The 19,936-nt window shown below is 63.3% G+C and carries 16 protein-coding genes; 10 read left to right on the top strand and 6 right to left on the bottom strand.

Annotation, left to right across the window (positions count from 1 at the left end; translation table 11 throughout):
* Positions 1 to 234: 234 nt before the first annotated feature.
* The 4 genes from CK215_RS19025 to CK215_RS19010 all read left to right on the top strand — a co-directional run bounded on the left by CK215_RS19025 (position 235) and on the right by CK215_RS19010 (position 4,304).
* On the top strand, positions 235 to 1,245 hold the full coding sequence (locus tag CK215_RS19025; protein ID WP_095782363.1) for a glycosyltransferase: 1,011 nt from the start codon (positions 235 to 237) through the stop codon (positions 1,243 to 1,245).
* Positions 1,245 to 1,619 carry a GtrA family protein gene (locus CK215_RS19020; protein ID WP_095831833.1) on the top strand — a complete coding sequence of 125 codons (375 nt, stop codon included), beginning with the start codon at positions 1,245 to 1,247 and terminating at the stop codon, positions 1,617 to 1,619. Before CK215_RS19025 ends, CK215_RS19020 begins: the two co-directional genes overlap by 1 nt.
* Before the next feature lie 67 nt (positions 1,620 to 1,686).
* Positions 1,687 to 2,628 carry a glutathione synthase gene (gene gshB, locus CK215_RS19015; protein ID WP_095831832.1) on the top strand — a complete coding sequence of 314 codons (942 nt, stop codon included), beginning with the start codon at positions 1,687 to 1,689 and terminating at the stop codon, positions 2,626 to 2,628.
* A gap of 146 nt (positions 2,629 to 2,774) precedes the next feature.
* Positions 2,775 to 4,304, top strand: a complete 1,530-nt coding sequence (locus CK215_RS19010) for a YifB family Mg chelatase-like AAA ATPase (protein ID WP_095831831.1) — start codon at positions 2,775 to 2,777, stop codon at positions 4,302 to 4,304.
* A 23-nt stretch (positions 4,305 to 4,327) separates the two neighbouring features.
* Here the strand turns inward: CK215_RS19010 and CK215_RS19005 are convergent, their stop codons facing one another.
* The 5 genes from CK215_RS19005 to CK215_RS31350 form a co-directional block, all read right to left on the bottom strand.
* The gene (locus CK215_RS19005) at positions 4,328 to 6,502 is read right to left on the bottom strand and encodes a malate synthase G (RefSeq protein ID WP_095831830.1); all 2,175 of its coding nucleotides are present in this window, start codon (positions 6,500 to 6,502) and stop codon (positions 4,328 to 4,330) included.
* A 257-nt stretch (positions 6,503 to 6,759) separates the two neighbouring features.
* Positions 6,760 to 8,796 (bottom strand): hydantoinase/oxoprolinase family protein, encoded by a 2,037-nt coding sequence (locus CK215_RS19000; protein ID WP_095831829.1) that lies wholly within the window; start codon positions 8,794 to 8,796, stop codon positions 6,760 to 6,762.
* Positions 8,797 to 9,203: 407 nt separating this feature from the next.
* Positions 9,204 to 9,551: a hypothetical protein gene (locus CK215_RS18990; RefSeq protein WP_095831828.1), complete on the bottom strand. Its 348-nt coding sequence runs from the start codon at positions 9,549 to 9,551 to the stop codon at positions 9,204 to 9,206.
* Between the two features lie 197 nt (positions 9,552 to 9,748).
* Positions 9,749 to 10,258 carry a hypothetical protein gene (locus CK215_RS18985; protein ID WP_095831827.1) on the bottom strand — a complete coding sequence of 170 codons (510 nt, stop codon included), beginning with the start codon at positions 10,256 to 10,258 and terminating at the stop codon, positions 9,749 to 9,751.
* Positions 10,259 to 10,269: 11 nt separating this feature from the next.
* Positions 10,270 to 10,782 carry a hypothetical protein gene (locus CK215_RS31350; RefSeq protein ID WP_170950330.1) on the bottom strand — a complete coding sequence of 171 codons (513 nt, stop codon included), beginning with the start codon at positions 10,780 to 10,782 and terminating at the stop codon, positions 10,270 to 10,272.
* A gap of 315 nt (positions 10,783 to 11,097) precedes the next feature.
* On the opposite strand from CK215_RS31350, the gene CK215_RS18975 reads away from it, so the two are divergent.
* Both CK215_RS18975 and CK215_RS18970 read left to right on the top strand, forming a co-directional pair.
* Positions 11,098 to 13,746 (top strand): N-6 DNA methylase, encoded by a 2,649-nt coding sequence (locus CK215_RS18975; RefSeq protein ID WP_095831826.1) that lies wholly within the window; start codon positions 11,098 to 11,100, stop codon positions 13,744 to 13,746.
* A complete protein-coding gene (locus tag CK215_RS18970) occupies positions 13,746 to 14,309 on the top strand; it encodes a hypothetical protein (RefSeq protein WP_095831825.1) in 564 nt (187 codons plus the stop codon). Before CK215_RS18975 ends, CK215_RS18970 begins: the two co-directional genes overlap by 1 nt.
* An 11-nt stretch (positions 14,310 to 14,320) precedes the next feature.
* Here the strand turns inward: CK215_RS18970 and lepA are convergent, their stop codons facing one another.
* Complete coding sequence (lepA, locus tag CK215_RS18965) at positions 14,321 to 16,126, bottom strand: translation elongation factor 4 (RefSeq protein ID WP_095831923.1); 1,806 nt, start codon at positions 16,124 to 16,126, stop codon at positions 14,321 to 14,323.
* Positions 16,127 to 16,550: 424 nt separating this feature from the next.
* Here lepA and CK215_RS18960 point away from each other — a divergent pair, with 424 nt between their 5' ends.
* The 4 genes from CK215_RS18960 to msrA all read left to right on the top strand — a co-directional run bounded on the left by CK215_RS18960 (position 16,551) and on the right by msrA (position 19,845).
* Positions 16,551 to 17,615 (top strand): pilus assembly protein TadG-related protein, encoded by a 1,065-nt coding sequence (locus tag CK215_RS18960; RefSeq protein WP_095831824.1) that lies wholly within the window; start codon positions 16,551 to 16,553, stop codon positions 17,613 to 17,615.
* Between the two features lie 286 nt (positions 17,616 to 17,901).
* A complete protein-coding gene (locus tag CK215_RS18955; RefSeq protein WP_095776803.1) occupies positions 17,902 to 18,603 on the top strand; it encodes a DUF1223 domain-containing protein in 702 nt (233 codons plus the stop codon).
* Positions 18,604 to 18,688: 85 nt separating this feature from the next.
* Positions 18,689 to 18,997 carry a hypothetical protein gene (locus CK215_RS18950; RefSeq protein ID WP_095776802.1) on the top strand — a complete coding sequence of 103 codons (309 nt, stop codon included), beginning with the start codon at positions 18,689 to 18,691 and terminating at the stop codon, positions 18,995 to 18,997.
* Positions 18,998 to 19,116: 119 nt separating this feature from the next.
* Complete coding sequence (msrA, locus tag CK215_RS18945; RefSeq protein WP_095831823.1) at positions 19,117 to 19,845, top strand: peptide-methionine (S)-S-oxide reductase MsrA; 729 nt, start codon at positions 19,117 to 19,119, stop codon at positions 19,843 to 19,845.
* Positions 19,846 to 19,936: the final 91 nt, after the last annotated feature.

Genomic DNA, 19,936 nt, shown 5'->3' with positions numbered 1-19,936 from the left:
CCTGTTCTGACGGGGGAATTTGTGACCAGACTGGCAGCAAAGCGTTTAGGAAAGGTATCGGAAAATCGATTTTCTGAAGATGCGGAAAGGGTCTTGGCGCCACGCCTGGCGGTCCAGGGTCTTTGGCGGTGGAGGCTTAAACCGGGCATTAACAGCTTCAATAAATAGTAAAGCGGCCCGGAGACGCCGGCATTGGCGCGGCTGGTCGGCTGGGCCCGGGCACCGGAGACAGGCATGCCGCACGAGGTCCGCAACGAGCCGGCGATCGCCGTGCTCCTGCCCTGCTACAATGAGGAGCTGACGATCGGTGAGGTCGTGCGGCGCTTCCGCGAGACGCTGCCCTCCGCGACGATCTATGTCTACGACAACAATTCGAAGGACCTGACCGCGCTCAGGGCCCGCGCGGCCGGCGCGGTCGTCGTGCGCGAACCGCGCCAGGGCAAGGGCAATGTGGTGCGCCGCATGTTCGCCGACATCGACGCCGACATATATGTGATGGCGGACGGCGACGGCACCTACGCGCCGGAAGATGCGCCGGAGCTGATCAACACACTCTTGACCGAGCGCTCGGACATGGTGGTGGGCACCCGGCGCGGCGTCACCGACGACGCCGGCCGCTCCGGCCACGCCTTCGGCAACCGCATCTTCAACCGGCTCTACAAGGGCCTGTTCGGCGCCGATTTCACCGACATCTTTTCCGGCTACCGGGTCTTTTCGCGGCGCTTCGTCAAGAGCTTCCCGGCGGTTTCCGGCGGCTTCGAGATCGAGACCGAGATGTCGGTCCATGCCTCGCAGCTCAAGCTGCCGGTGAACGAGATGGCGCTCGACTACGGCCGCCGCCCGGAAGGCTCATCGTCGAAGCTGTCGACTTTCCGCGACGGCGCCAGGATCCTATGGATGTTCGCCATGCTGGTGAAGGAGACGCAGCCGCTGCGTTTCTTCGGCACGTTTGCCCTGTTCTTCCTGGCGGCCAGCATCGGGCTGATGATCCCGGTGCTGATCGAGTTCGCCGAGACAGGACTTGTTCCGCGCATGCCGACCTGGGTGCTGTCCGTTGGCCTGCTCCTCTTGTCCATGCTGGCGATGGTCACCGGGCTGATCCTCGATTCGGTGTCGCGCGGCCGGGCCGAACAGAAGCGCATCTTCTATCTTTCCATCCCTGCCGGCCGCATCGAGCGACGCGCGGGCTTCAACGGCGAGGCCTCCCGGAAGAGGGAGCCGGGCAAGGCCTCGCGAGCCGCCTGATGGTCCGGCTTGGCCGCTTCGTGCTTGCCGGCGGCATCGGCTTCGTTGCCGATGCGGCCGCGCTCTGGCTGCTGCTTTCCGTCACGCCGCTAGGGCCGCTGGCGGCGCGCGTGCTGTCGATCGGCTTCGCGCTCACCGTCACCTGGCAGATCAACCGGCATCTGACCTTTGCGCCGTCGAGCCGAGGCATCGCGCAGGAAGGCGCGCGTTACGGGGGCGTCGGCGTCGCCACCAGCATCGTCAATTATCTCGTCTATTGTGCCCTTCTGTTCGGGCTGCCCTCCCTGCCGCCGCTGGCGGCGCTGACGGTCGCCTCGCTGGTCGCGATGGCGCTGTCCTTCGTCGGCTATTCCCGGCTGGTCTTCGACCGATAATCTCTGGCCGATTGGCAGAAGCCGCCGATTTCCCTATATCGGCGGCAGAGATTGCCGGAGACCCGAGATGCCGTTGAAAATCGCCGTCCAGATGGACCATGTCTCCACGGTGTCGATCGCCGGCGACACCACGTTCGCGCTGTCGCTGGAAGCGCAGCGGCGGGGCCACAAGCTTTTCCACTACACGCCCGACCGCCTGTCGATGCGGGACGGCAAGGTGTTCGCGCGCGCCGAGGAGATGCAGGTGCGCGACGAGAAGGGCAGCCATTATTCGCTGGGCGAGCCGGTGCGCACCGATCTGTCGGAGATGGGCGTGGTGCTGCTCAGGCAGGACCCGCCCTTCGACATGAACTACATCACCACCACCCACATTCTGGAACGCATCCATCCGAACACGCTGGTGGTCAACGACCCGGCCTGGGTCCGCAACAGCCCGGAAAAGATCTTCGTCACCGAATTCCCGGACCTGATGCCGGAAACGCTGATCACCAAGGACCCTCAGGAGGTGGCCGCCTTCCGCAAGGAGTTCGGCGACATCATCGTCAAGCCGCTCTACGGCAATGGCGGGGCGGGTATCTTCCATCTGCACGAGGCCGACCGAAACCTTGCCTCGCTGCTCGAAATGTTCGGCCAGCTGTTCCGCGAACCCTATATCGTGCAGCGCTATCTCAAGGACGTGCGCAAGGGCGACAAGCGCATCATCCTGATCGACGGCGAGCCGGTGGGCGCCATCAACCGCGTGCCGGCCGAGCACGATTCGCGCTCCAACATGCATGTCGGCGGCCGCGCCGAGAAGACCGAGCTGACGGAGCGCGAACGCGAGATCTGTGCCCGCATCGGGCCGGCGCTCCGGGAACGCGGCTTCATCCTCGTCGGCATCGATGTCATCGGCGACTACATGACCGAGATCAACGTCACCTCGCCGACCGGCGTGCGCGAGGTGCGGCGCTTCGGCGGCGCGGACATTGCTGCCCTGTTCTGGGACTGCGTGGAAGGGAAGCGGAAGTAGCGCCCCTCAGCTGCCCGGTGGGCGGGACCGTATGTTCCCGTAATGTTCTTGCTTAAGCCGAAAATCTGTGGTTGTCTAAACCAAACCCGCTCGCCGCCTGATCGCAGGGCCGGCGAGCGAGCCGGTATCCGGGGGCTTGAGACAAGATGGTAGCGCGGGTTCGCACGGTGGCTTTCCAGGGCATCGAGGCCGTGCCGGTCGATGTCCAGGTGATGATCGCCCCGGGCAAGGTCGGGATGCAGATCGTCGGCCTGCCGGACAAGGCGGTGGCAGAGAGCCGGGAACGCGTGCAGGCCGCGCTTCATGCCTCCGGCCTGTCGATGCCGTCGAAGAAGGTGACGGTGAATCTCGCGCCGGCGGACCTGCCCAAGGAAGGCAGCCACTACGATCTGCCGATCGCGCTCGGATTGATGGCCGCGCTCGGCGCCATTCCGGGCGATATGCTGGCCGGCTATGTCGTGCTCGGCGAATTGTCGCTCGACGGCACCATTGCCGCTGTCGCCGGCGCGCTGCCGGCGGCGATCGGCGCCAACGCCGAAGGCAAAGGCCTGATCTGTCCGTTCGCCTGCGGGCCGGAGGCAGCCTGGGCCGGCAAGGATTTCGATATCCTGGCGCCGCGCAGCCTGATCGCCATCGCCAACCATTTTCGCGGCACCCAGGTGCTGTCGCGTCCCGAGGCAGGCATCCAGGTCGCCGCGCGCGATCTGCCGGACCTTGCCGACATCAAGGGCCAGGAAAGCGCCAAGCGGGCGCTGGAAGTGGCGGCGGCGGGCGGCCACAATCTCCTGATGGTCGGACCGCCGGGCTCGGGCAAGTCGATGCTGGCGCAAAGGCTGCCCTCGATCTTGCCGCCGCTGGCGCCGAAGGAGCTGCTCGAAGTCTCGATGATCGCGTCGGTGGCGGGCGAGCTCGGCGAAGGCAAGCTGACAGACCGACGGCCGTTCCGCGCGCCACATCATTCGGCGTCGATGGCGGCGATGGTGGGCGGCGGCTTGCGCGTGCGGCCGGGCGAAGTGTCGCTTGCGCATCACGGCGTGCTGTTCCTCGACGAATTCCCGGAATTCACGCCGCAGACGTTGGACGCGCTGCGCCAGCCGCTGGAGACCGGCGACTGCGTGATCGCGCGCGCCAACCACCGCGTCACCTATCCGGCGCGCATCCAGCTGGTGGCGGCGATGAACCCGTGCCGCTGCGGCATGTCGGGCGAGCCCGGCTATCGCTGCCTGCGCGGCGAGCGCTGCCGCACCGAATACCAGGCGCGCATTTCCGGCCCGCTGCTCGACCGCATCGATCTCAGGATCGAGGTGCCGGCGGTCTCGGCGAGCGACCTGATCCGGCCGGACAAGGCCGAGACCAGCGCCGCTGTGGCGCAGCGCGTGGCGCGCGCCCGGGCCATGCAGCGCGAGCGGCTGGAAAGGCTGGGTGCTGCGGCCACCACCAACGCGCACTGCCCGCCTTCGGTCGTCGAGGCGATCGCCAGGCCCGACGCCGCCGGGCTGACGCTGCTCAAGGACGCCAGCGAAAAGCTCGCCTTCTCGGCGCGAGCCTATCACCGCGTGCTGAAGGTCGCGCGGACGCTCGCCGATCTCGACGCCAGCGAAACCGTCGGCCGCATCCATCTCGCCGAGGCGATCTCCTACCGCATGAGCGCGGAGCGCATGGCGCAGGCGGCGTAAGGTCCCTGGCGAGCTTCGCGGCGCTACCCCGCCCGGTCCCTCGCCTTCAGCTCCAGCCTGCGCGCATGCAGCACCGGCTCGGTGTAGCCGTTGGGCTGGACTGTCCCCTTGAACACCAGGTCGCAGGCGGCCTGGAAGGCGATCGACTTGTCGAAATCCGGCGCCATCGGCCGGTAGAACGGGTCGCCGACATTCTGGCGATCGACGATCGCCGCCATGCGCTGCAGCGAATCCCGGACCTGGATCTCCGAGCACACCTTGTGGCGCAGCCAGTTGGCGACGTGCTGCGAGGAAATGCGCAGCGTGGCGCGGTCTTCCATCAGGCCGACATCGTTGATATCGGGCACTTTCGAGCAGCCGACACCCTGATCGATCCAGCGCACGACATAGCCGAGAATGCCTTGCGCGTTGTTGTCGAGCTCGCGCTGGATCTCGTCCGGCGTCCAGTTCGGCCGCACCGCCACGGGCACCGACAGGATGTCGTCGAGCCTGGCCTTCGGCCGGCTCCTCAGCGCCGCCTGCACGGCGTGCACATCCACTTTATGATAGTGCGTGGCGTGCAGCGTCGCCGCGGTCGGCGAGGGCACCCAGGCGGTGTTGGCGCCGGCCTTGGGATGCGCGATCTTCTGTTCCAGCATCGCCGCCATCAAATCCGGCATCGCCCACATGCCCTTGCCGATCTGGGCGTGGCCGGCGAGCCCGCATTCGAGGCCGGTGTCGACGTTCCACGCCTCATAGGCGGAAATCCAGGCCGCCTGCTTCATGTCGCCCTTGCGGATCATCGGGCCGGCTTCCATTGAGGTGTGGATCTCGTCGCCGGTGCGGTCGAGGAAGCCGGTGTTGATGAACACGACGCGCTCCCTTGCGGCGCGGATCGCTTCCTTGAGGTTGACGGTGGTCCGCCGCTCCTCGTCCATGATGCCCATCTTGATGGTGTTCTTGGCCATGCCGAGCAGGGCCTCGACGCGGTCGAAGATTTCCACGGCGAAGCCGACTTCCTCCGGCCCGTGCATCTTCGGCTTCACCACATACATCGAGCCGGCACGGGAGTTGGCGCGGCGGCCGTTGTCGCCGACATCGTGCAGCGCGATCAGCGCGGTGAGCGCCGCGTCCATGATGCCTTCCGGCACCTCATTGCCGTCGCGGTCGAGGATCGCCGGATTGGTCATCAGGTGGCCGACATTCCTGACCAGCATCAGCGAGCGTCCGGGCAGCAGCAGCTGGCCGCCATTCGGCGCCGTGTAGCGGCGGTCCGGATTGAGCTTGCGGACAAAGCTCTTGCCGGCCTTGGTGATCTCTTCCGCCAAGTCGCCCTTCATCAGGCCGAGCCAGTTGCGATAGACGACGACCTTGTCCTCGGCATCGACCGCGGCGACCGAATCCTCGCAGTCCTGGATGGTGGTCAAGGCGGCCTCGAGGATGACGTCGGCAATGCCGGCCGCATCGGTCTTGCCGATCTGACTGGCATGATCGACGACGATCTCGATATGCAGGCCGTTCTTTACCAAAAGCACGGCTTCCGGAGTGTCGGCGTCGCCGCGATAGCCGACGAACTGCTTTGGATCGGCAAGCGTGGTGGCGCCGGCGCCTTCGCCGACCTTCAGCGCGCCGTTCGCCACCGAGAGCCCGTTGACGCCGGCCCATTTGCCAGTGGTGAGCGGCACGGACTGGTCGAGGAAGTCCCTGACCCAGGCGATCACCTTGGCGCCGCGCGTGGGATTGAACGTTTTGCCCTTTTCGGCGCCTGCGGTCTCGGGAATGGCGTCGGTGCCGTAGAGCGCGTCATAAAGCGAGCCCCAGCGCGCATTGGCGGCATTGAGCGCATAGCGCGCGTTCATCACCGGCACGACCAGCTGCGGCCCGGCGACGACCGCGATCTCCGGATCGACATTTTCGGTCGAGACGCTGAAGGCCGGACCTTCCGGCACCAGATAGCCGATCTCTTCGAGGAAAGTTTTGTACAGCTCCATGTCGACCGGCGCGCCGTTGGCGCGGTACCAGTCGTCCAGCCTCTCCTGCATGGCGTCGCGCTTGGCGAGCAGCGCGCGGTTCTTCGGCGCGAGGTCGTGGACGATCTCTGAAAAGCCGGTCCAGAACTTTTCCGGATCGATGCCGGTGCCGACTGCTGCCTCCTCGGCGACGAAGTCATGGAGCTCCCGGGCAATCTGCAACCCGGCGATCTCGATGCGGTCGGTCATCAGCACGTCTCCAGATGGGTAAGGCTTTGCCGGGGCTTTGACATGTTTGGGGTTCAAGGGTCAATTCGGCTTAGGGTGAAGGTGCGGATTTTGGCGGCAAGCGAATCTCCCCCCTTGAGGGGGAGATGGCCGGCAGGCCAGAGGGGGTCGCCTCGCGTGGAGCGCGAGCTCTATTCGTTGCAGCAGGCCGGGCCCAGTCGGGCCGACCCCCTCTGTCTCCTTCGGCGACATCTCCCCCTCAAGGGGGGAGATTGCTTCTAAACCGCAATCCTTGGGCGCCCTGACGCCACCGCCACCACATGCGCCTCGATGAACATGCGCTGGTTCTCGACCGTCGAGACCTTGAACTCGGTGGAAACATCGATTTCGGCGCTGTCGGTGCCGGCATTCTTCGCGCGCTCGGCAACGATCGCCCGCACGTCGGCTTCCGCCGCGGCGATCGCCTTCTCCTCCTCGGTGAAGTCGCGCACCGTCTGTCCCGAGGCGAGCCGGAAGAGCCCTTCCCTGGGCTGGCTGACGCGGGCCTCGGCCGAGACCCGGACCTGGCCGACGACCGCGCCGAGCGCGTTGGCGACGTCGGTGTCCTCCGGCACGATGCAGCCATTGCCGATCAGCGGCGGCAGGCCGGCATAATGCAGCGGCGCCGAGGCGCCGAGGCCGATCACCGGACGGTCGAGCGCGACGCTGAAGCGGGCGATGCCGGGATGCGCATCGACGGCGCGCTGCACCAGCGCATGCGCGACGGTCGCGGCGCCGTCCAGCCCATCCTCGGCAAAAGCGGTTTCGAGGATGTATTCGGCCGACCAGCGCGTCAGCGTGACGAGCACGCGCTGGGCGAGCACTTCCGGCGTCGCGGCGATCGGCTGGCCGCGGCCGTCGCGGCGGCGGGAAAACAGCTCGGCGCCGAGGCGCGCGGCGGCGGGATCCCAGTTCGACTGCTTGCCGAGCACATGGGCGGCGTCGGACGGCGTGAAGCCGCAGATGTGCACCAGGCCGCGCGCCACCAGCCGGTTCAGCGTGGCGTTCTGGGCGTTGGAGCTGAGCAGCCGGTCAAGCGCCAGCGGGGTCGCGCCGATCGCCTCGTAGAGTTTCGCTTCCGGCGCGGTGAGGCCGGCGGCGAGGCGATCCGGCACGCCGGTGCGCACGGCAAAACGCCCGTCCATGCGGCCGGGATTCGGCGCGCGCAGCTGCCGCTCCAGCTCGGCGGTGACCCCCTCGCCATGCGCCAAGCCGGCCAGCGCCAGCGGCACCAGGCGGCGCGGCCCGAGCAGGATCTTCGGGTCGAGCGCGCCGTCCTCCAGCGCCACTTCGGAGTCGCCGCCGAGGCCGAAGGTGCGCATGGCGACGGCTTCGACCATGGTGCGGAAGCCGCCGACGGTGGCGCCTTCCGGATCGAGCCGCGGCCGGCCGCTATCCAGCACGGCGACGTCGGTGGTGGTGCCGCCGATGTCGGAGACCATGGCGTCGTCGAGCCCGGTCATATGGCGGGCGCCGACCAGGCTGGCGGCCGGACCGGAGAGGATCGTCTCGATCGGCCGCTGGCGGGCAAAGGCCGCCGACACCAGCGCGCCGTCGCCGCGCACCACCATCAAAGGTGCGGCGATGCCGCGCCGGCTAAGAAAGCCTTCGGTCGCCGCGACCAGCCGGTCGATCATCGAGATCAGCCGGGCGTTGAGCAAAGTGGTGAGCGCGCGGCGCGGCCCGCCGAGCTTGGCCGAAAGCTCGTGGCTGGCGGTGACCGGCAGGCCGGTCTTTTCGCGGATCAGGTCGCGCGCGGCGAGCTCATGCGCCGGGTTGCGGGTGGCGAAATAGGCGCAGACGGCGAAACCCGACACCGAACCCCCAAGCTCCGGCAACGCCGCCTCGAGGCCGGAAAGATCGAGCTTCGCGGCATTGCCGTGTACGTCATGGCCGCCGGGGCAGAACACCACCGGATCGCTGCCGAGAGCCGTCTTCAGCCCGTCGCGGGCGAGGTCGGCCTCGGAAAAGCCGATCATCACCAGCGCGACGCGCCCGCCCTGGCCCTCGACCAGCGCGTTTGTGGCAAGCGTGGTCGACATCGACACCAGCTTGATCGCGGCCGGGTCGGTGCCGGATTTCTCCAGCACCGCGTCGACCGCGCCGGAAATGCCGACGGCGAGGTCGTGGCGCGTGGTCAGCGCCTTGGCCTTGGCCAGCACCTTGCCCTTATCTGGGTTGTCCAGGGGCCCGCCCTCCTCCGACCACAGCACGGCATCGGTATAGGTGCCGCCGGTGTCGATGCCGAGGAAGAGCGGTTTTGGCTTGGCGGTCATTTGGCGGTGGCAAGTCCGGGCAAGAGGTTTGGTGCCTGCCCCTTAGCCGATACGGGCCGGCGGATAAAGGCGGGAGCGATGGGCCAAGAGCAGAGATGGTGCGGCTTCGAAGAGTTTGCTGAGACGCCAGCGCCAAGCCACCCCCCTCTGTCCTGCCGGACATCTCCCCCTCAGGGAGGGAGATTGGCCAACTTCCGCGCCGCGCCATTCCTGCAATGTTGGCAATAGGCGAGGGCCGGTGTGACAGCTGATCTCCCCCCTTGAGGGGGAGATGGCCGGCAGGCTAGAGGGGGTCATCTCGCATGGAGCGCCAGCCTCGTTCTGCAGCCGGAGGCCGAGTCCGGTCGGACCGACCCCCTCTGTCGCCTTTGGCGACATCTCCCCCTCGAGGGGGGAGATTGGCAGCTTCACTCCGCCAGATCCACCGTCTCGGTCGAGTGGTCAGTACAGATGAAGCAGCAGGTGTCGCAGGGCTGGTCGTTGTCGGGGCCGACGCCGGCGGTGACGGAATCGTTGCCGGCCACCCAGGCGCCCCAGCAGATGTGCTCGCCGGGCTCGCAGGAGATCGGCACGGATTTGCGCGCCTGCGGGCGGATGAGAAAAACCTTGTCGCCGCCCGGCCAGACCTTTTCGCTGTCGCGGCTGAACAGTTCCAGCGCGACGCCGTCGGAGCGCTGGTTGCGGACAAAGACCGACATGTCGGCGGCGAAGGCCGGCGCGGTGAGGAGAAGAGCGACGAGCAGAGCGCGAATCATGGCGAGGTCCCCGATGGGAGTAGAGCACGGGAAGCACCGGTAATCTCCCCCCTCGAGGGGGAGATGGCCGCGAAGCGGTCAGAGGGGGTCCTTGCGCGTAGAACGCCGACCTCATCTCGTGCCGCACGGCGTCGGCGCTCCACGCGCGGCGACCCCCTCTGTCGCCTTTGGCGACATCTCCCCCTCGAGGGGGGAGATCAGCGCCTCACCACCACATGCGGCGCGAATGTCTTCACCGCCTCGATCAAGTCCTGGTCGTGGATGTCGAGCGAGGAGATCTCCATGTGCACGGTGGTCTTGCCGAAGGGCATCAGGCCGAAGGCATTGGCGGCGGCGTATTTGATTGCGTCGGGCGGCTCCTCCGTGAGTTCGAAATTGAGCATCGCCGCGCCCTTGCCGCCGGAGGCGAGGCGCACGCTCCGCACCTTGTTCCACGGCACCAGCACATCGCCGGCGCGAGCATCGCGAAAACCGCGCTGATCAAGCGTGACCTTGACCGAATTGTCGAAAGCGCCGCGCGAGATGAAGACGCCGAGCGCCAGGAAGGCGACGCCGAGCAGCGCGATCCACAGCACATGGCCGCCGGACGTGCCCGAGGCGACGCCCTGCAGCGCGCCGAAGCCAAAGATGCCGCCGATCAGGAACGGTCCCACCGCGGGCAGGATCTTACCCGATGCGCTGTTGCGGATTTCAAGCGGCGCGGCCATTTTTCGCCCGCTCAGCGCTGCGATTTCAGCAGCGTCCAGATCCAGCCGATGAAGGTGAGGACCAGGAACGGATAGCCGGCGGCGGGCAAAGGCGCCGATGTGGGCAAAAGCGGCGCGCCCCAGAGCATCATTACCGCCGAGACGACGAAGAGCACGGCCGCGACGAAAGCGGTGAGCCGCATCCACAGCGCGAAGGTTTTTGGCGCGCTGACCATGGTGAGCCCCGCCGCCCACAGCGCAATGCCGCCGACATAGGACGGCACGCTGGCCTCAAGGCCCGCCGCATTGCCGGCCAGAAGCAGGCTTTCGCCGGCGAGGTAGGTGAGGAAGCCGGCCGCGACGAGGTCATTGCCCAGCCGCTGGTATTTCATCGTGAGCAGCGCAGTGGCGACGACGACGCCCACGCCGTCGATGGTCCACAGCGTTTCGCGCAGCGCGTCGCTTGCAACGAAGGCGCCTGCCATGCCCAACGCGCCGCCGATGGCGAGGCCGATCGCGGCGACGGTGTCCGAGGTGGAGCGCATGTGATGTCTCCCCGAGCCGGGGAGAGGATACAACGAGGTCAGGCGTTCCAAAAGGGGCGGCGATTCGGCCCGCAACACCGAGGATCGAGGCTCAACACGATCTCAATGCAAATTCTTGAGGAAAGAGGCACAGATTGAATTCGACCGACCACTTGGGTCGTATTCGACGTGGACCATTCCTTCCGGTTCACTTTAATGGAATAGGGAATTGGCCCATCGTCGTCCTGACAAATCGTTGTCGGGAATTGCCAGTTGCTGACTTGCCTCTGGGTTGCCTGCGAGTCATAGAAATCGCAGATTGTGAACGGGTCAGCCATGTCGACTGCATACGACAATTTTTTGCGCATCGTTGATAGCGCAACGCCCTCTGACATGAAGTTGCTTGCAATGCGTGGTTTTGCTGAGCAACTCGAGTGGACCCCTAGCTATGAGTTTAAAGCCTCTTTTGGTGTGGACGCCGCAGAAGACCATCTGGTCGTTGAACACGGCCTTGAAAACTCTGCAATCATTTCCTTTTTGAAGGCGCCATATCGCGCCAGCGACCTCAGTCCTGCACAATTGCGGTCATTGCTGGCTATTTCCTACAACAACCTAGTCGAGTGGCATATTTTCGTGTCACAGACGGATATTAGGCAAGTCAACAACTTGGCTGAATCCCCTTCGGAGCCGTTAGCTGACCGCATATTTCCAATTATTCCGGCCGACTTTGAAAGGCGGCTCTCCTCCGCCGAAGTTACTCGCCTAATCGAAGTTGAGAATTTCCGACGGACTCTTCGGCCTTGTGATGAGGCGCTGGTTCAAGTCCTTACTCGCTGGAAGCGCCTACTAAGAGCAGACTACCCGAATGCGCAGAACGAAAATCTATCGGCTCTCTTCAACGCGCTGATATTTGTACGTGGTTGTGAAGATCGAAACCTCGACAGACCGCATCGAACCGATCGAGCGCTAATGACAAAACTCGGGCGGTGGCCACAGGCGGAAATCGATCTGGGTGGCCTACTGTCCGAATCGCTAAATGCAACCGGCGTCGACCGCCCGATATCGGACTTCATAGACATGGCGTTGCTCGCCCCATTCGGGGCCGTCGACCGAGCGACAGCACTAAATCTCTGCCGAGATTTCTATGCGCCAAGGGATGCGTCTTACGATTTTAATTTTGCATTAATGTCCAAACATGCGCTGAGCCGAATCTATGAACGTTATGTCGCGCTTCTCGGGCCGGAACAGGAGAATGACCAAGCCCAGCTTTCATTTATAAACCCTTCATCAGCTGACTACGTTCCCGTTCGAACCGGTGCAGTTTACACCCCTCAATTTATCGCGGGGTTCTTCTCCCGCTACATTCAGGACAACGTAACGCCCAGACGATTTCGTTCTCTTCGAGTTATTGATCCTGCGTGCGGATCCGGAATTTTCCTGAGAACTCTGCTCGAATTGCAATGCAACCCGACGATCCCGGGCACTACTGGCGCCACGATCAAGGAGGCATTCCAGCGTACTGAAGGCCTTGATAAGGATCCCAACGCCTGCGCTGCCACACGCTTGTCACTGGCGCTTTTGCATCTAGTCGCAACCGACGAACTTCCAACAAATCTTCCAATAAAAGCAGTTGATGCGATCGCGGAGGCATACACTCACCAGATTGAGACCGATGCCTACGGTGCAGTGCTTACTAATCCGCCCTATATCAAATATGACCATCTGGCCCCTCAGGACCGAGAGCTATATTCCAAATATCTGGGTGACGAGTTTGGGGGGCGTATTGACGCGTATATCGCGTTTCTGAAGCTATCGCTCAATGCTGTCGAACCCGATGGATTCGTATGCATGGTTTTGCCGCAAACTTTCCTGAACGCTGAGAACTCATTTCCTATTCGCCGCCTCATCTCGGAACGATTCGATATCCGTTGCTTGGTCGACCTCAGCTCCGTTGACGTGTTTGAAGGCGTTGGGGCTTACAGTATACTTCTGATCGTACAAAAGAGGTTGGATCCTTCGAAAGTCATTGCTACAGCGCAAGTGGCTCACGTTACCGAATTTGTGGGCTCAGCATTGCAAGCATGCCTCGATGGAATAACGGTCGACTCGCCGTTCTATAGAGTTTTCTCTGTCAACCAGAGCTTCTTTCAGCGCCACGACTGGGTTATAGTCAGCCCCGAGCAGATGTCTATTGATGACAAGCTCAAAAGTCTTCCGACCTTGTCAGATTATATGAAGGTTCTCCAAGGTGTTGTTACCGGTGCTGACGACATTTTTATGATACGCCGAGCTGATATCCCTAAGGGGGAAGAGGCTATATATATTAACTATCTACCTGATCGACAGATCGCCAAGTTTTCGCTTCCCACGCGTTCCGATCAAGTAATCCTCTACCCCTTCGAGAAAATGCAGGCTCTCTCTGAAGACGAGCTACGGGACCGGTATCCGAAGACGTGGGAATACCTGCTAAGCAACCGCACGCGACTGGAGAGTCGCGGACCCGTGCGTGCCGGCCATACGCCTTGGTGGCGCCCGGAAAGACCACGCAACCCTCAGCAGATCAAAGGACCCAAAATCGTTTGTCCGCATTTGATGCTGACACCGCGTTTCGCAGTGGACTGGAAGGGGTCGTTTACGGTGAGCCGCTCGCCGTTTATCGTTCCCAAGGGGCAGTTTGATGATGCGCAGTTGTTGAAGCTTTTTGTTGGTATTCTTAATTCGTCCGTTTGCAATTGGTTTTTAAGGACCTACGCACCAAAATACGCGGGAGGCTATAGTCGCATAGAAACAAACTTGCTTAAGCGAATTCCGATCCCTAACTTGCTGAAGGTCGACGTTGCCACTACAAATCGGATTATTGATGCCGTTGACAGGTTTCAGTCTGGAAGAGATTCAGATAATTTAGAGAGTGAACTCGATGCTCTTATAGCTGAGGCATACGGTTTCAATCAAAGCGAGCGAAAGATTCTGTTGGGTATCCAATAATGGCTGGGAATAGCCTCGCTGCTCGGGAACTCATTAATCGGCAGAGAGATATTCGACGCATTCTTTCGCCGCTAGTGGTCGACAAAAACAAAATTGAAATAAGGCCCATAGGATCTGGTCAGAATTATACTCTTGGCGTTATATCCAATGGTGTGTCAGCAGCATCCATAACTGATGCCGGCTCCACTAGAGTCAAAACAAAGGTCGATGGAATATATTTTAACTACTATGAGGTTTGGGTAGATCTCAATAAGAAGGGAGACTATGTCTTAGAGCGTGCATACTTGCATATCCATCAAATATCGAAGACGTTTGCTGATAAGCAGCTGCTCTGTCTTCACTGCGATCCGCTGATTAAGTCAGGCGACGTTTCCTATTTTTACAAACGAAGCCCTCACCTTCATGTTATCGGTGGTAGCCCTGACATCAGCAAGTCCCATATTTCAATTTGCTTAAACGACAAGGACTATGGTGGTGCCGACGTGGCAGCACTCACCAAGACCCTGGAATCGGCGATAAAAATGATCGGAATTGAAATCTTTCCACGCTATGGGCCGGTCTGATACCCGCCCCCTCAATCCCCCATCTTCAGCGCCTGGATAAACGCCTCCTGCGGGATATCCACCTTGCCGAACTGGCGCATCCGCTTCTTGCCCTCTTTCTGCTTGTCGAGCAGCTTGCGCTTGCGCGAGACGTCGCCGCCGTAGCATTTGGCGGTGACGTCCTTCCTGAGCGCCGAGACGGTCTCGCGGGCGATGATGCGGCCGCCGATCGCGGCCTGGATCGGGATCTTGAACAGATGCTGCGGGATCAGCTCCTTCAGCTTCTCGCACATGGCGCGGCCGCGCTTTTCCGCCGCTGAGCGGTGCACCAGCATGGACAAAGCGTCGACCGGCTCGTCATTGACCAGGATCGACATCTTCACCAGGTCGCCCTCGCGATAGTTGGTCAGGTGATAGTCGAAGGAGGCGTAGCCCTTGGAGATCGACTTCAGCCGGTCGTAGAAATCGAACACGACCTCGTTGAGCGGCAGATCATAGGTCAGCATGGCGCGCTTGCCGACATAGGAGAGATCGGCCTGGATGCCGCGCCTGTCCTGGCAGAGTTTCAGAATGCCGCCGAGATAGTCGTCGGGCGTCAGGATGGTGGCGCGGATCCACGGCTCCTCGATCGAGGCGATCTTGACCACGTCGGGCATGTCGGCCGGATTGTGCAGTTCCTTCGTCGTGCCGTCGATGAGGTTCATGCGGTAGACGACCGACGGCGCGGTGGCGATGAGGTCGAGGTTGAACTCGCGCTCCAGCCGCTCCTGGATGATCTCCAGGTGCAACAGCCCGAGGAAGCCGCAGCGGAAGCCGAAGCCGAGCGCGGCCGAGGTCTCCATTTCGTAGGAGAAGGAGGCGTCGTTGAGGCGCAGCTTGCCGACGGCGGCGCGCAGATCCTCGAAATCGGCGGCGTCGACCGGGAACAGGCCGCAGAACACCACCGGCTGCGCCGGCTTGAAGCCGGGCAGCGCCTTTTGCGTCGGGCGGCGGTCCTCGGTGATGGTGTCGCCGACGCGGGTGTCGGCCACTTCCTTGATCGAGCCGGTGAAGAAGCCGAACTCGCCGGGGCCGAGCTCGTCGACATTGACGCGGGCCGGCTTGAAGACGCCGGTGCGCTCGACGAGATACTTTGCCCCGGTGCCCATCATGCGGATGGTCTGGCCCTTCTTCATCACGCCGTCGATGACGCGCACCAGCACGATGACGCCGAGATAGGCGTCATACCAGCTGTCGACCAGCATCGCCTTCAAGGGCGCTGCGATGTCGCCCTCGCGCGGCGGCGGCAGCTGGTGGACGATCGCCTCCAGCACGTCCGGCACGCCAAGCCCCGTCTTGGCCGAGATCAGCACGGCGTTGGAGGCGTCGAGGCCGATCACCTCCTCGACCTGCTCGCGGATGCGCTCGGGTTCAGCCGCCGGCAGGTCGACCTTGTTCAGCACCACGACAATCTCGTGGTTGTTGTCGATCGCCTGATAGACATTGGCCAAGGTCTGCGCCTCGACCCCTTGCGAGGCGTCGACCACCAGCAGCGAGCCCTCGCAGGCGGCGAGCGAGCGCGACACCTCGTAGGCGAAGTCGACATGGCCGGGGGTGTCGATGAGGTTCAGCACGTAGTCCTCGCCGTTTTTGGCGCGGTAGTTCAGCCGAACGGTCTGGGCCTTGATGGTGATGCCGCGCTCGCGCTCGATGTCCATCGAGTCCAGCACCTGCTCCTTCATGTCGCGCTCCTCCAGCGCGCCGGTGAGCTGGATCAGCCGGTCGGCAAGCGTGGATTTGCCATGGTCGATATGGGCGACGATGGAGAAATTTCTGATGTGGTCGAGGGGCGTCGTCATGCGGCGCGCTTTAGCAGGGGCGGGGTTGAGGGGCAAGCGGTGGGCCCGGGGAGATCGGAGCAGAGCAGGCAAACACGCTCGCCAATGTCTGAACACGGCCAATGATCGGAGGCCGGCGCTGCCCCTCATCGCCCTGCCGGGCACTTCTCCCCGTAAGTGACGGGGAGAAGGGGCTGGCCGCCGCCTCGGTACCTTTCTTGCAGCGTTCCAAATTGGCGAAATCGTCGATGGGGGCGCCCCTCTCCCCGTTACCATACGGGGAGAGGATGCCGGCAGGCAGGTGAGGGGCAGCGCAAGCGTTTGAAGGTTAGGGCGCCTCCGCGCAAAAATTCAAATCCACTTAAACTTTCATGCACTCATTTTGGGCATATCTCCACCTCTGGTGGCAGGCAGGTTGCATTGCCGGTGTGTATGGGGTTGGGGCATGTTCTCGTCGGCAAGAGATTTCGTTCGATCGCAAGGCGGCTCGATGCTGCCGATGATGGCGCTGTTGGCGATCCCGCTGCTGCTCGCGGTCGGCTTTTCCGTCGACTACACCTCGGCGGTGACGACCAGGAGCAACATGCAGCAGGCGCTTGACGCCGCGATCCTGTCGATCACCACGCTGCCGACCACGACCTCGAAGGCCGATCGCCAGACGGCCTTGCAGCAGGCCTATGTCGCCAATAGCGGGCTGGGCGACGCGACGCTCACCGCCGTCAACGTCGCCGCCGACGGCACGGCGACCTTCAGCGCCACGGCGGCCTATCCGATGCCAACCAGTTTCATGCAGATCGCCAGGATCAATTCGGTCGATGTCGGCGTCGGCTCCTCGGTGCGCAAGATGCCGACGCTGGTGCAGTCCACCTTCAAGGTGACGAAGGTGTCGGGCTACTGGAACAAGACGATGACGCTCTACGGCACCCAGTTCGGCCAGACCAAGGCCAAGCCGCTGATGACGATCAGCTATAACTACAACGGCTATGGCGACCCGAAGGGCTACGGCACAACCACGGTGAGCACCATCAACGGGTCGACCACGACCGTGGTGCAGAAACAGGTCTGCACGACCTCGACGGTCGACAATTTCAACAATCTGCCGAGCGGGGCGATCACCCAGACCAGCGGCAGCAACAAGTACGTCACGACCTGCGCCGATACCTTCTATCCGGCCAATGGCGCCGGCGCTGTGATCGATGTCAGCCAGATGGACCAGCTCTATCTGCAAATGGATGTTCCCTCGGGCAACCCGAAGGTGCTGAAGTCGAACGATCCCAACACCTCGAACCGGCTCTATATCGGCACCAGCGCCACCGATATGCCCGAGGTCGCGACCGGCCAGAAAGTCGACATCTTCACCTCGGTGCCCTGCGGCCAGACCGGCTACCAGGCCTGGGAAGACGGCGGCAACCCGGTGCCGGCGCCGGTTTCCAATGCCGATTTCTTCTACAATGTGACCGGCAAATGCGCCTTCGATCAGCGGCCGTCCGAGACGGTGCTGACGCAGTAGCGCCCTCGCTTCTCCCCTTGTGGGAGAAGGTGTCGCCGAAGGCGACGGATGAGGGGTGCTCCAGCTTGGCGGCGCCTTAAGTCTAGACAAGAATCTAGCAGACGCGCTCGCGAGCGTCTCACTCCGCTGGAGCGCCCCTCATCCGTCTCGGCGCTGCGCGCCGATCCACCTTCTCCCACAAGGGGAGAAGGGGAAGGCGCCTCTCAATCACAAACCGGTGAAGCTGTAACGAAGTCCTCCGCGGCGGCGAAATGGGAGCATTGCCCCGCTACGGAGACTGCTTCCAATGACCGGATTGAAGACAAGGATCGGCCTGCTTGCCGGCGCGGCATTTGCTGCGCTTGCCGCCACGCTCGATGCCGCTTCCGCTGAGCCGCTTACCGTGGTCGAGCTGTTCACCAGCCAGGGCTGCTCGTCCTGCCCGCCGGCCAATGCCAATCTGATCAAGGTCAAGGACCGGCCGGGCGTGCTGGCGCTGTCCTTCAACGTCACCTACTGGGACTATCTCGGCTGGAAGGACAGTTTCGGCCGGCAGGAATTCACCCAGCGCCAGGTCGCCTACGAGCCGCCGCTCGGCCATGACGGGCCGTTCACGCCGCAGGTGGTGGTGAACGGCAGCGCCGACGCCGTCGGTGCGGCGCCCGGCGAGATCGAGCGGCTGATCTCGACAACCCCGTACGCCAAGGGTCCGGCGCTCTCGCTCGGCGACGGCAAGGTGAGCATCGGCGCCGGCACAGCGCCCGGCAGGGCGGCCGATGTCTGGCTGGTGCGCTACGCACGCGGCGTCGTCGAGGTGCCGGTGGCGCGCGGCGAGAACACCGGACGCACGCTGCCGCATGCCAATGTCGTGCATTCGCTGCAGAGGCTCGGCCGCTGGAACGGCGAGGCGACGACGCTGCCGCTGCCTGCGGCACCCAAGGGCTTGAGCACGGCAGTGCTGGTGCAGACGCCGGCCGGCGGGCCGATCCTGGCCGCCGCGGCAAACTGATTTTTCTTTTCGCGCGGGCCGCATCAGAGCGGCAACGCTTAACCAAGGGCCCGCATCCGCGCGCCGCAACCCAAGGAGAACTAGCATGACCAAATTCCTTACGCTGCCGGCGCTGGCTTTCGCGCTTGCCGCTGCCGCGTTCGTTGCCGGCGCCCGCGCCGACGACACGACCGACGCGATGAAGCCCGCCAATGCGATGGCGACCGAAGCCATGAAGCCGGCGACCGATGCTATGATGCCGACCGGCGCGATGAAGCCCGCGGATAAAATGAAGCCCGATGCGATGGCGACCCAGGCGATGAAACCCGCCACGGATGCCATGAAGCCCGCGGATGCGATGAAGCCCGTGACGGATGCGATGAAGCCTGCCGACGCGATGGCGCCGGCGCAATAAGTCAGCGGCCCGGTCTCTTGGCAACAATCGCCATCGGCCAGAAGCCGCCGCACGGCAAAGTGAGAAACCAGCGGCGGCTTGCTTCGTATATAGTGGAACAACGAACAAGGAGATCCGACATGAACGGCATCGACAAAAAGGCGGCGCGGCGCTCGCTGGCCCCGCTTGCAGCGCTGGTGCTGACGGCGGCCGCGGCCGTCTTCTGGCAGACGCCGGCGCGTTCGGCCGAGGACGCGGTGGTGATCCCGCCGCCGGTTTTGGATGAAAAGGCCGCCAGCGGCAGGGAGAAAGCGATCTTCGCCGGCGGCTGCTTCTGGGGCGTGCAGGGCGTGTTCCAACACGTCAAGGGCGTCAGCAAGGCCGTCTCCGGCTACGCCGGCGGCAGCGCCGAGAACGCCGTCTACGAGGTCGTCGGCACCGGCCGCACCGGCCACGCGGAATCGGTCGAGATCACCTACGATCCGTCGAAGGTGACCTATGGCCAATTGCTGCAGGTCTATTTCTCGGTCGCGCACAACCCGACGCAGCTCAACTACCAGGGGCCGGACCAGGGCACGCAGTACCGCTCGACGATCTTCGCCGAGAACGACGAGCAGAAGAAGATCGCCGAGAGCTACATCGCCCAGCTCGACAAGGCCAAGGTGTTTTCGAAGCCGATCGTGACGACGCTGGAAACCGGCAAGACCTTCTATCCGGCCGAGGATTACCATCAGGATTTCCTGACGCTGAACCCGACTTACCCCTACATCGTCTACAACGACCTGCCGAAGATCGAGAATTTGAAAGCGCTGTTTCCCGCGCTCTACAGCGAGAAGCCGGTGCTGGTGCTGGCAAGTAGCAAGAGCTGAGCCGCGCAGATCTCCCCCCTCGAGGGCAGGGGAATCGCAGATAAGTTGATTGGCTATTGCCAAGCCGCAAAAGAAGGATTCTTGAGAGGCT

The organism is Mesorhizobium sp. WSM3864, assembly GCF_002294955.1.
Lineage (GTDB): Bacteria > Pseudomonadota > Alphaproteobacteria > Rhizobiales > Rhizobiaceae > Mesorhizobium.
The sequence above is the reverse complement of the archived record's forward strand: the minus strand, read 5'-3'. Positions and strand labels throughout refer to the sequence as shown.

Excerpts from the sequence above, each read along its gene's own strand:
- CK215_RS19010 (WP_095831831.1), top strand. The coding sequence starts at position 2,775 with ATGGTAGCGCGGGTTCGCACGGTGGCTTTCCAGGGCATCGAGGCCGTG.
- CK215_RS19020 (WP_095831833.1), top strand. The coding sequence starts at position 1,245 with ATGGTCCGGCTTGGCCGCTTCGTGCTTGCCGGCGGCATCGGCTTCGTT.
- gshB (WP_095831832.1), top strand. The coding sequence starts at position 1,687 with ATGCCGTTGAAAATCGCCGTCCAGATGGACCATGTCTCCACGGTGTCG.
- CK215_RS18990 (WP_095831828.1), bottom strand. The coding sequence starts at position 9,551 with ATGATTCGCGCTCTGCTCGTCGCTCTTCTCCTCACCGCGCCGGCCTTC.
- CK215_RS18955 (WP_095776803.1), top strand. The coding sequence starts at position 17,902 with ATGACCGGATTGAAGACAAGGATCGGCCTGCTTGCCGGCGCGGCATTT.
- CK215_RS19005 (WP_095831830.1), bottom strand. The coding sequence starts at position 6,502 with ATGACCGACCGCATCGAGATCGCCGGGTTGCAGATTGCCCGGGAGCTC.
- CK215_RS18975 (WP_095831826.1), top strand. The coding sequence starts at position 11,098 with ATGTCGACTGCATACGACAATTTTTTGCGCATCGTTGATAGCGCAACG.
- CK215_RS18985 (WP_095831827.1), bottom strand. The coding sequence starts at position 10,258 with ATGGCCGCGCCGCTTGAAATCCGCAACAGCGCATCGGGTAAGATCCTG.
- CK215_RS18950 (WP_095776802.1), top strand. The coding sequence starts at position 18,689 with ATGACCAAATTCCTTACGCTGCCGGCGCTGGCTTTCGCGCTTGCCGCT.
- msrA (WP_095831823.1), top strand. The coding sequence starts at position 19,117 with ATGAACGGCATCGACAAAAAGGCGGCGCGGCGCTCGCTGGCCCCGCTT.
- CK215_RS19025 (WP_095782363.1), top strand. The coding sequence starts at position 235 with ATGCCGCACGAGGTCCGCAACGAGCCGGCGATCGCCGTGCTCCTGCCC.
- CK215_RS18970 (WP_095831825.1), top strand. The coding sequence starts at position 13,746 with ATGGCTGGGAATAGCCTCGCTGCTCGGGAACTCATTAATCGGCAGAGA.
- lepA (WP_095831923.1), bottom strand. The coding sequence starts at position 16,126 with ATGACGACGCCCCTCGACCACATCAGAAATTTCTCCATCGTCGCCCAT.
- CK215_RS31350 (WP_170950330.1), bottom strand. The coding sequence starts at position 10,782 with ATGCGCTCCACCTCGGACACCGTCGCCGCGATCGGCCTCGCCATCGGC.
- CK215_RS19000 (WP_095831829.1), bottom strand. The coding sequence starts at position 8,796 with ATGACCGCCAAGCCAAAACCGCTCTTCCTCGGCATCGACACCGGCGGC.
- CK215_RS18960 (WP_095831824.1), top strand. The coding sequence starts at position 16,551 with ATGTTCTCGTCGGCAAGAGATTTCGTTCGATCGCAAGGCGGCTCGATG.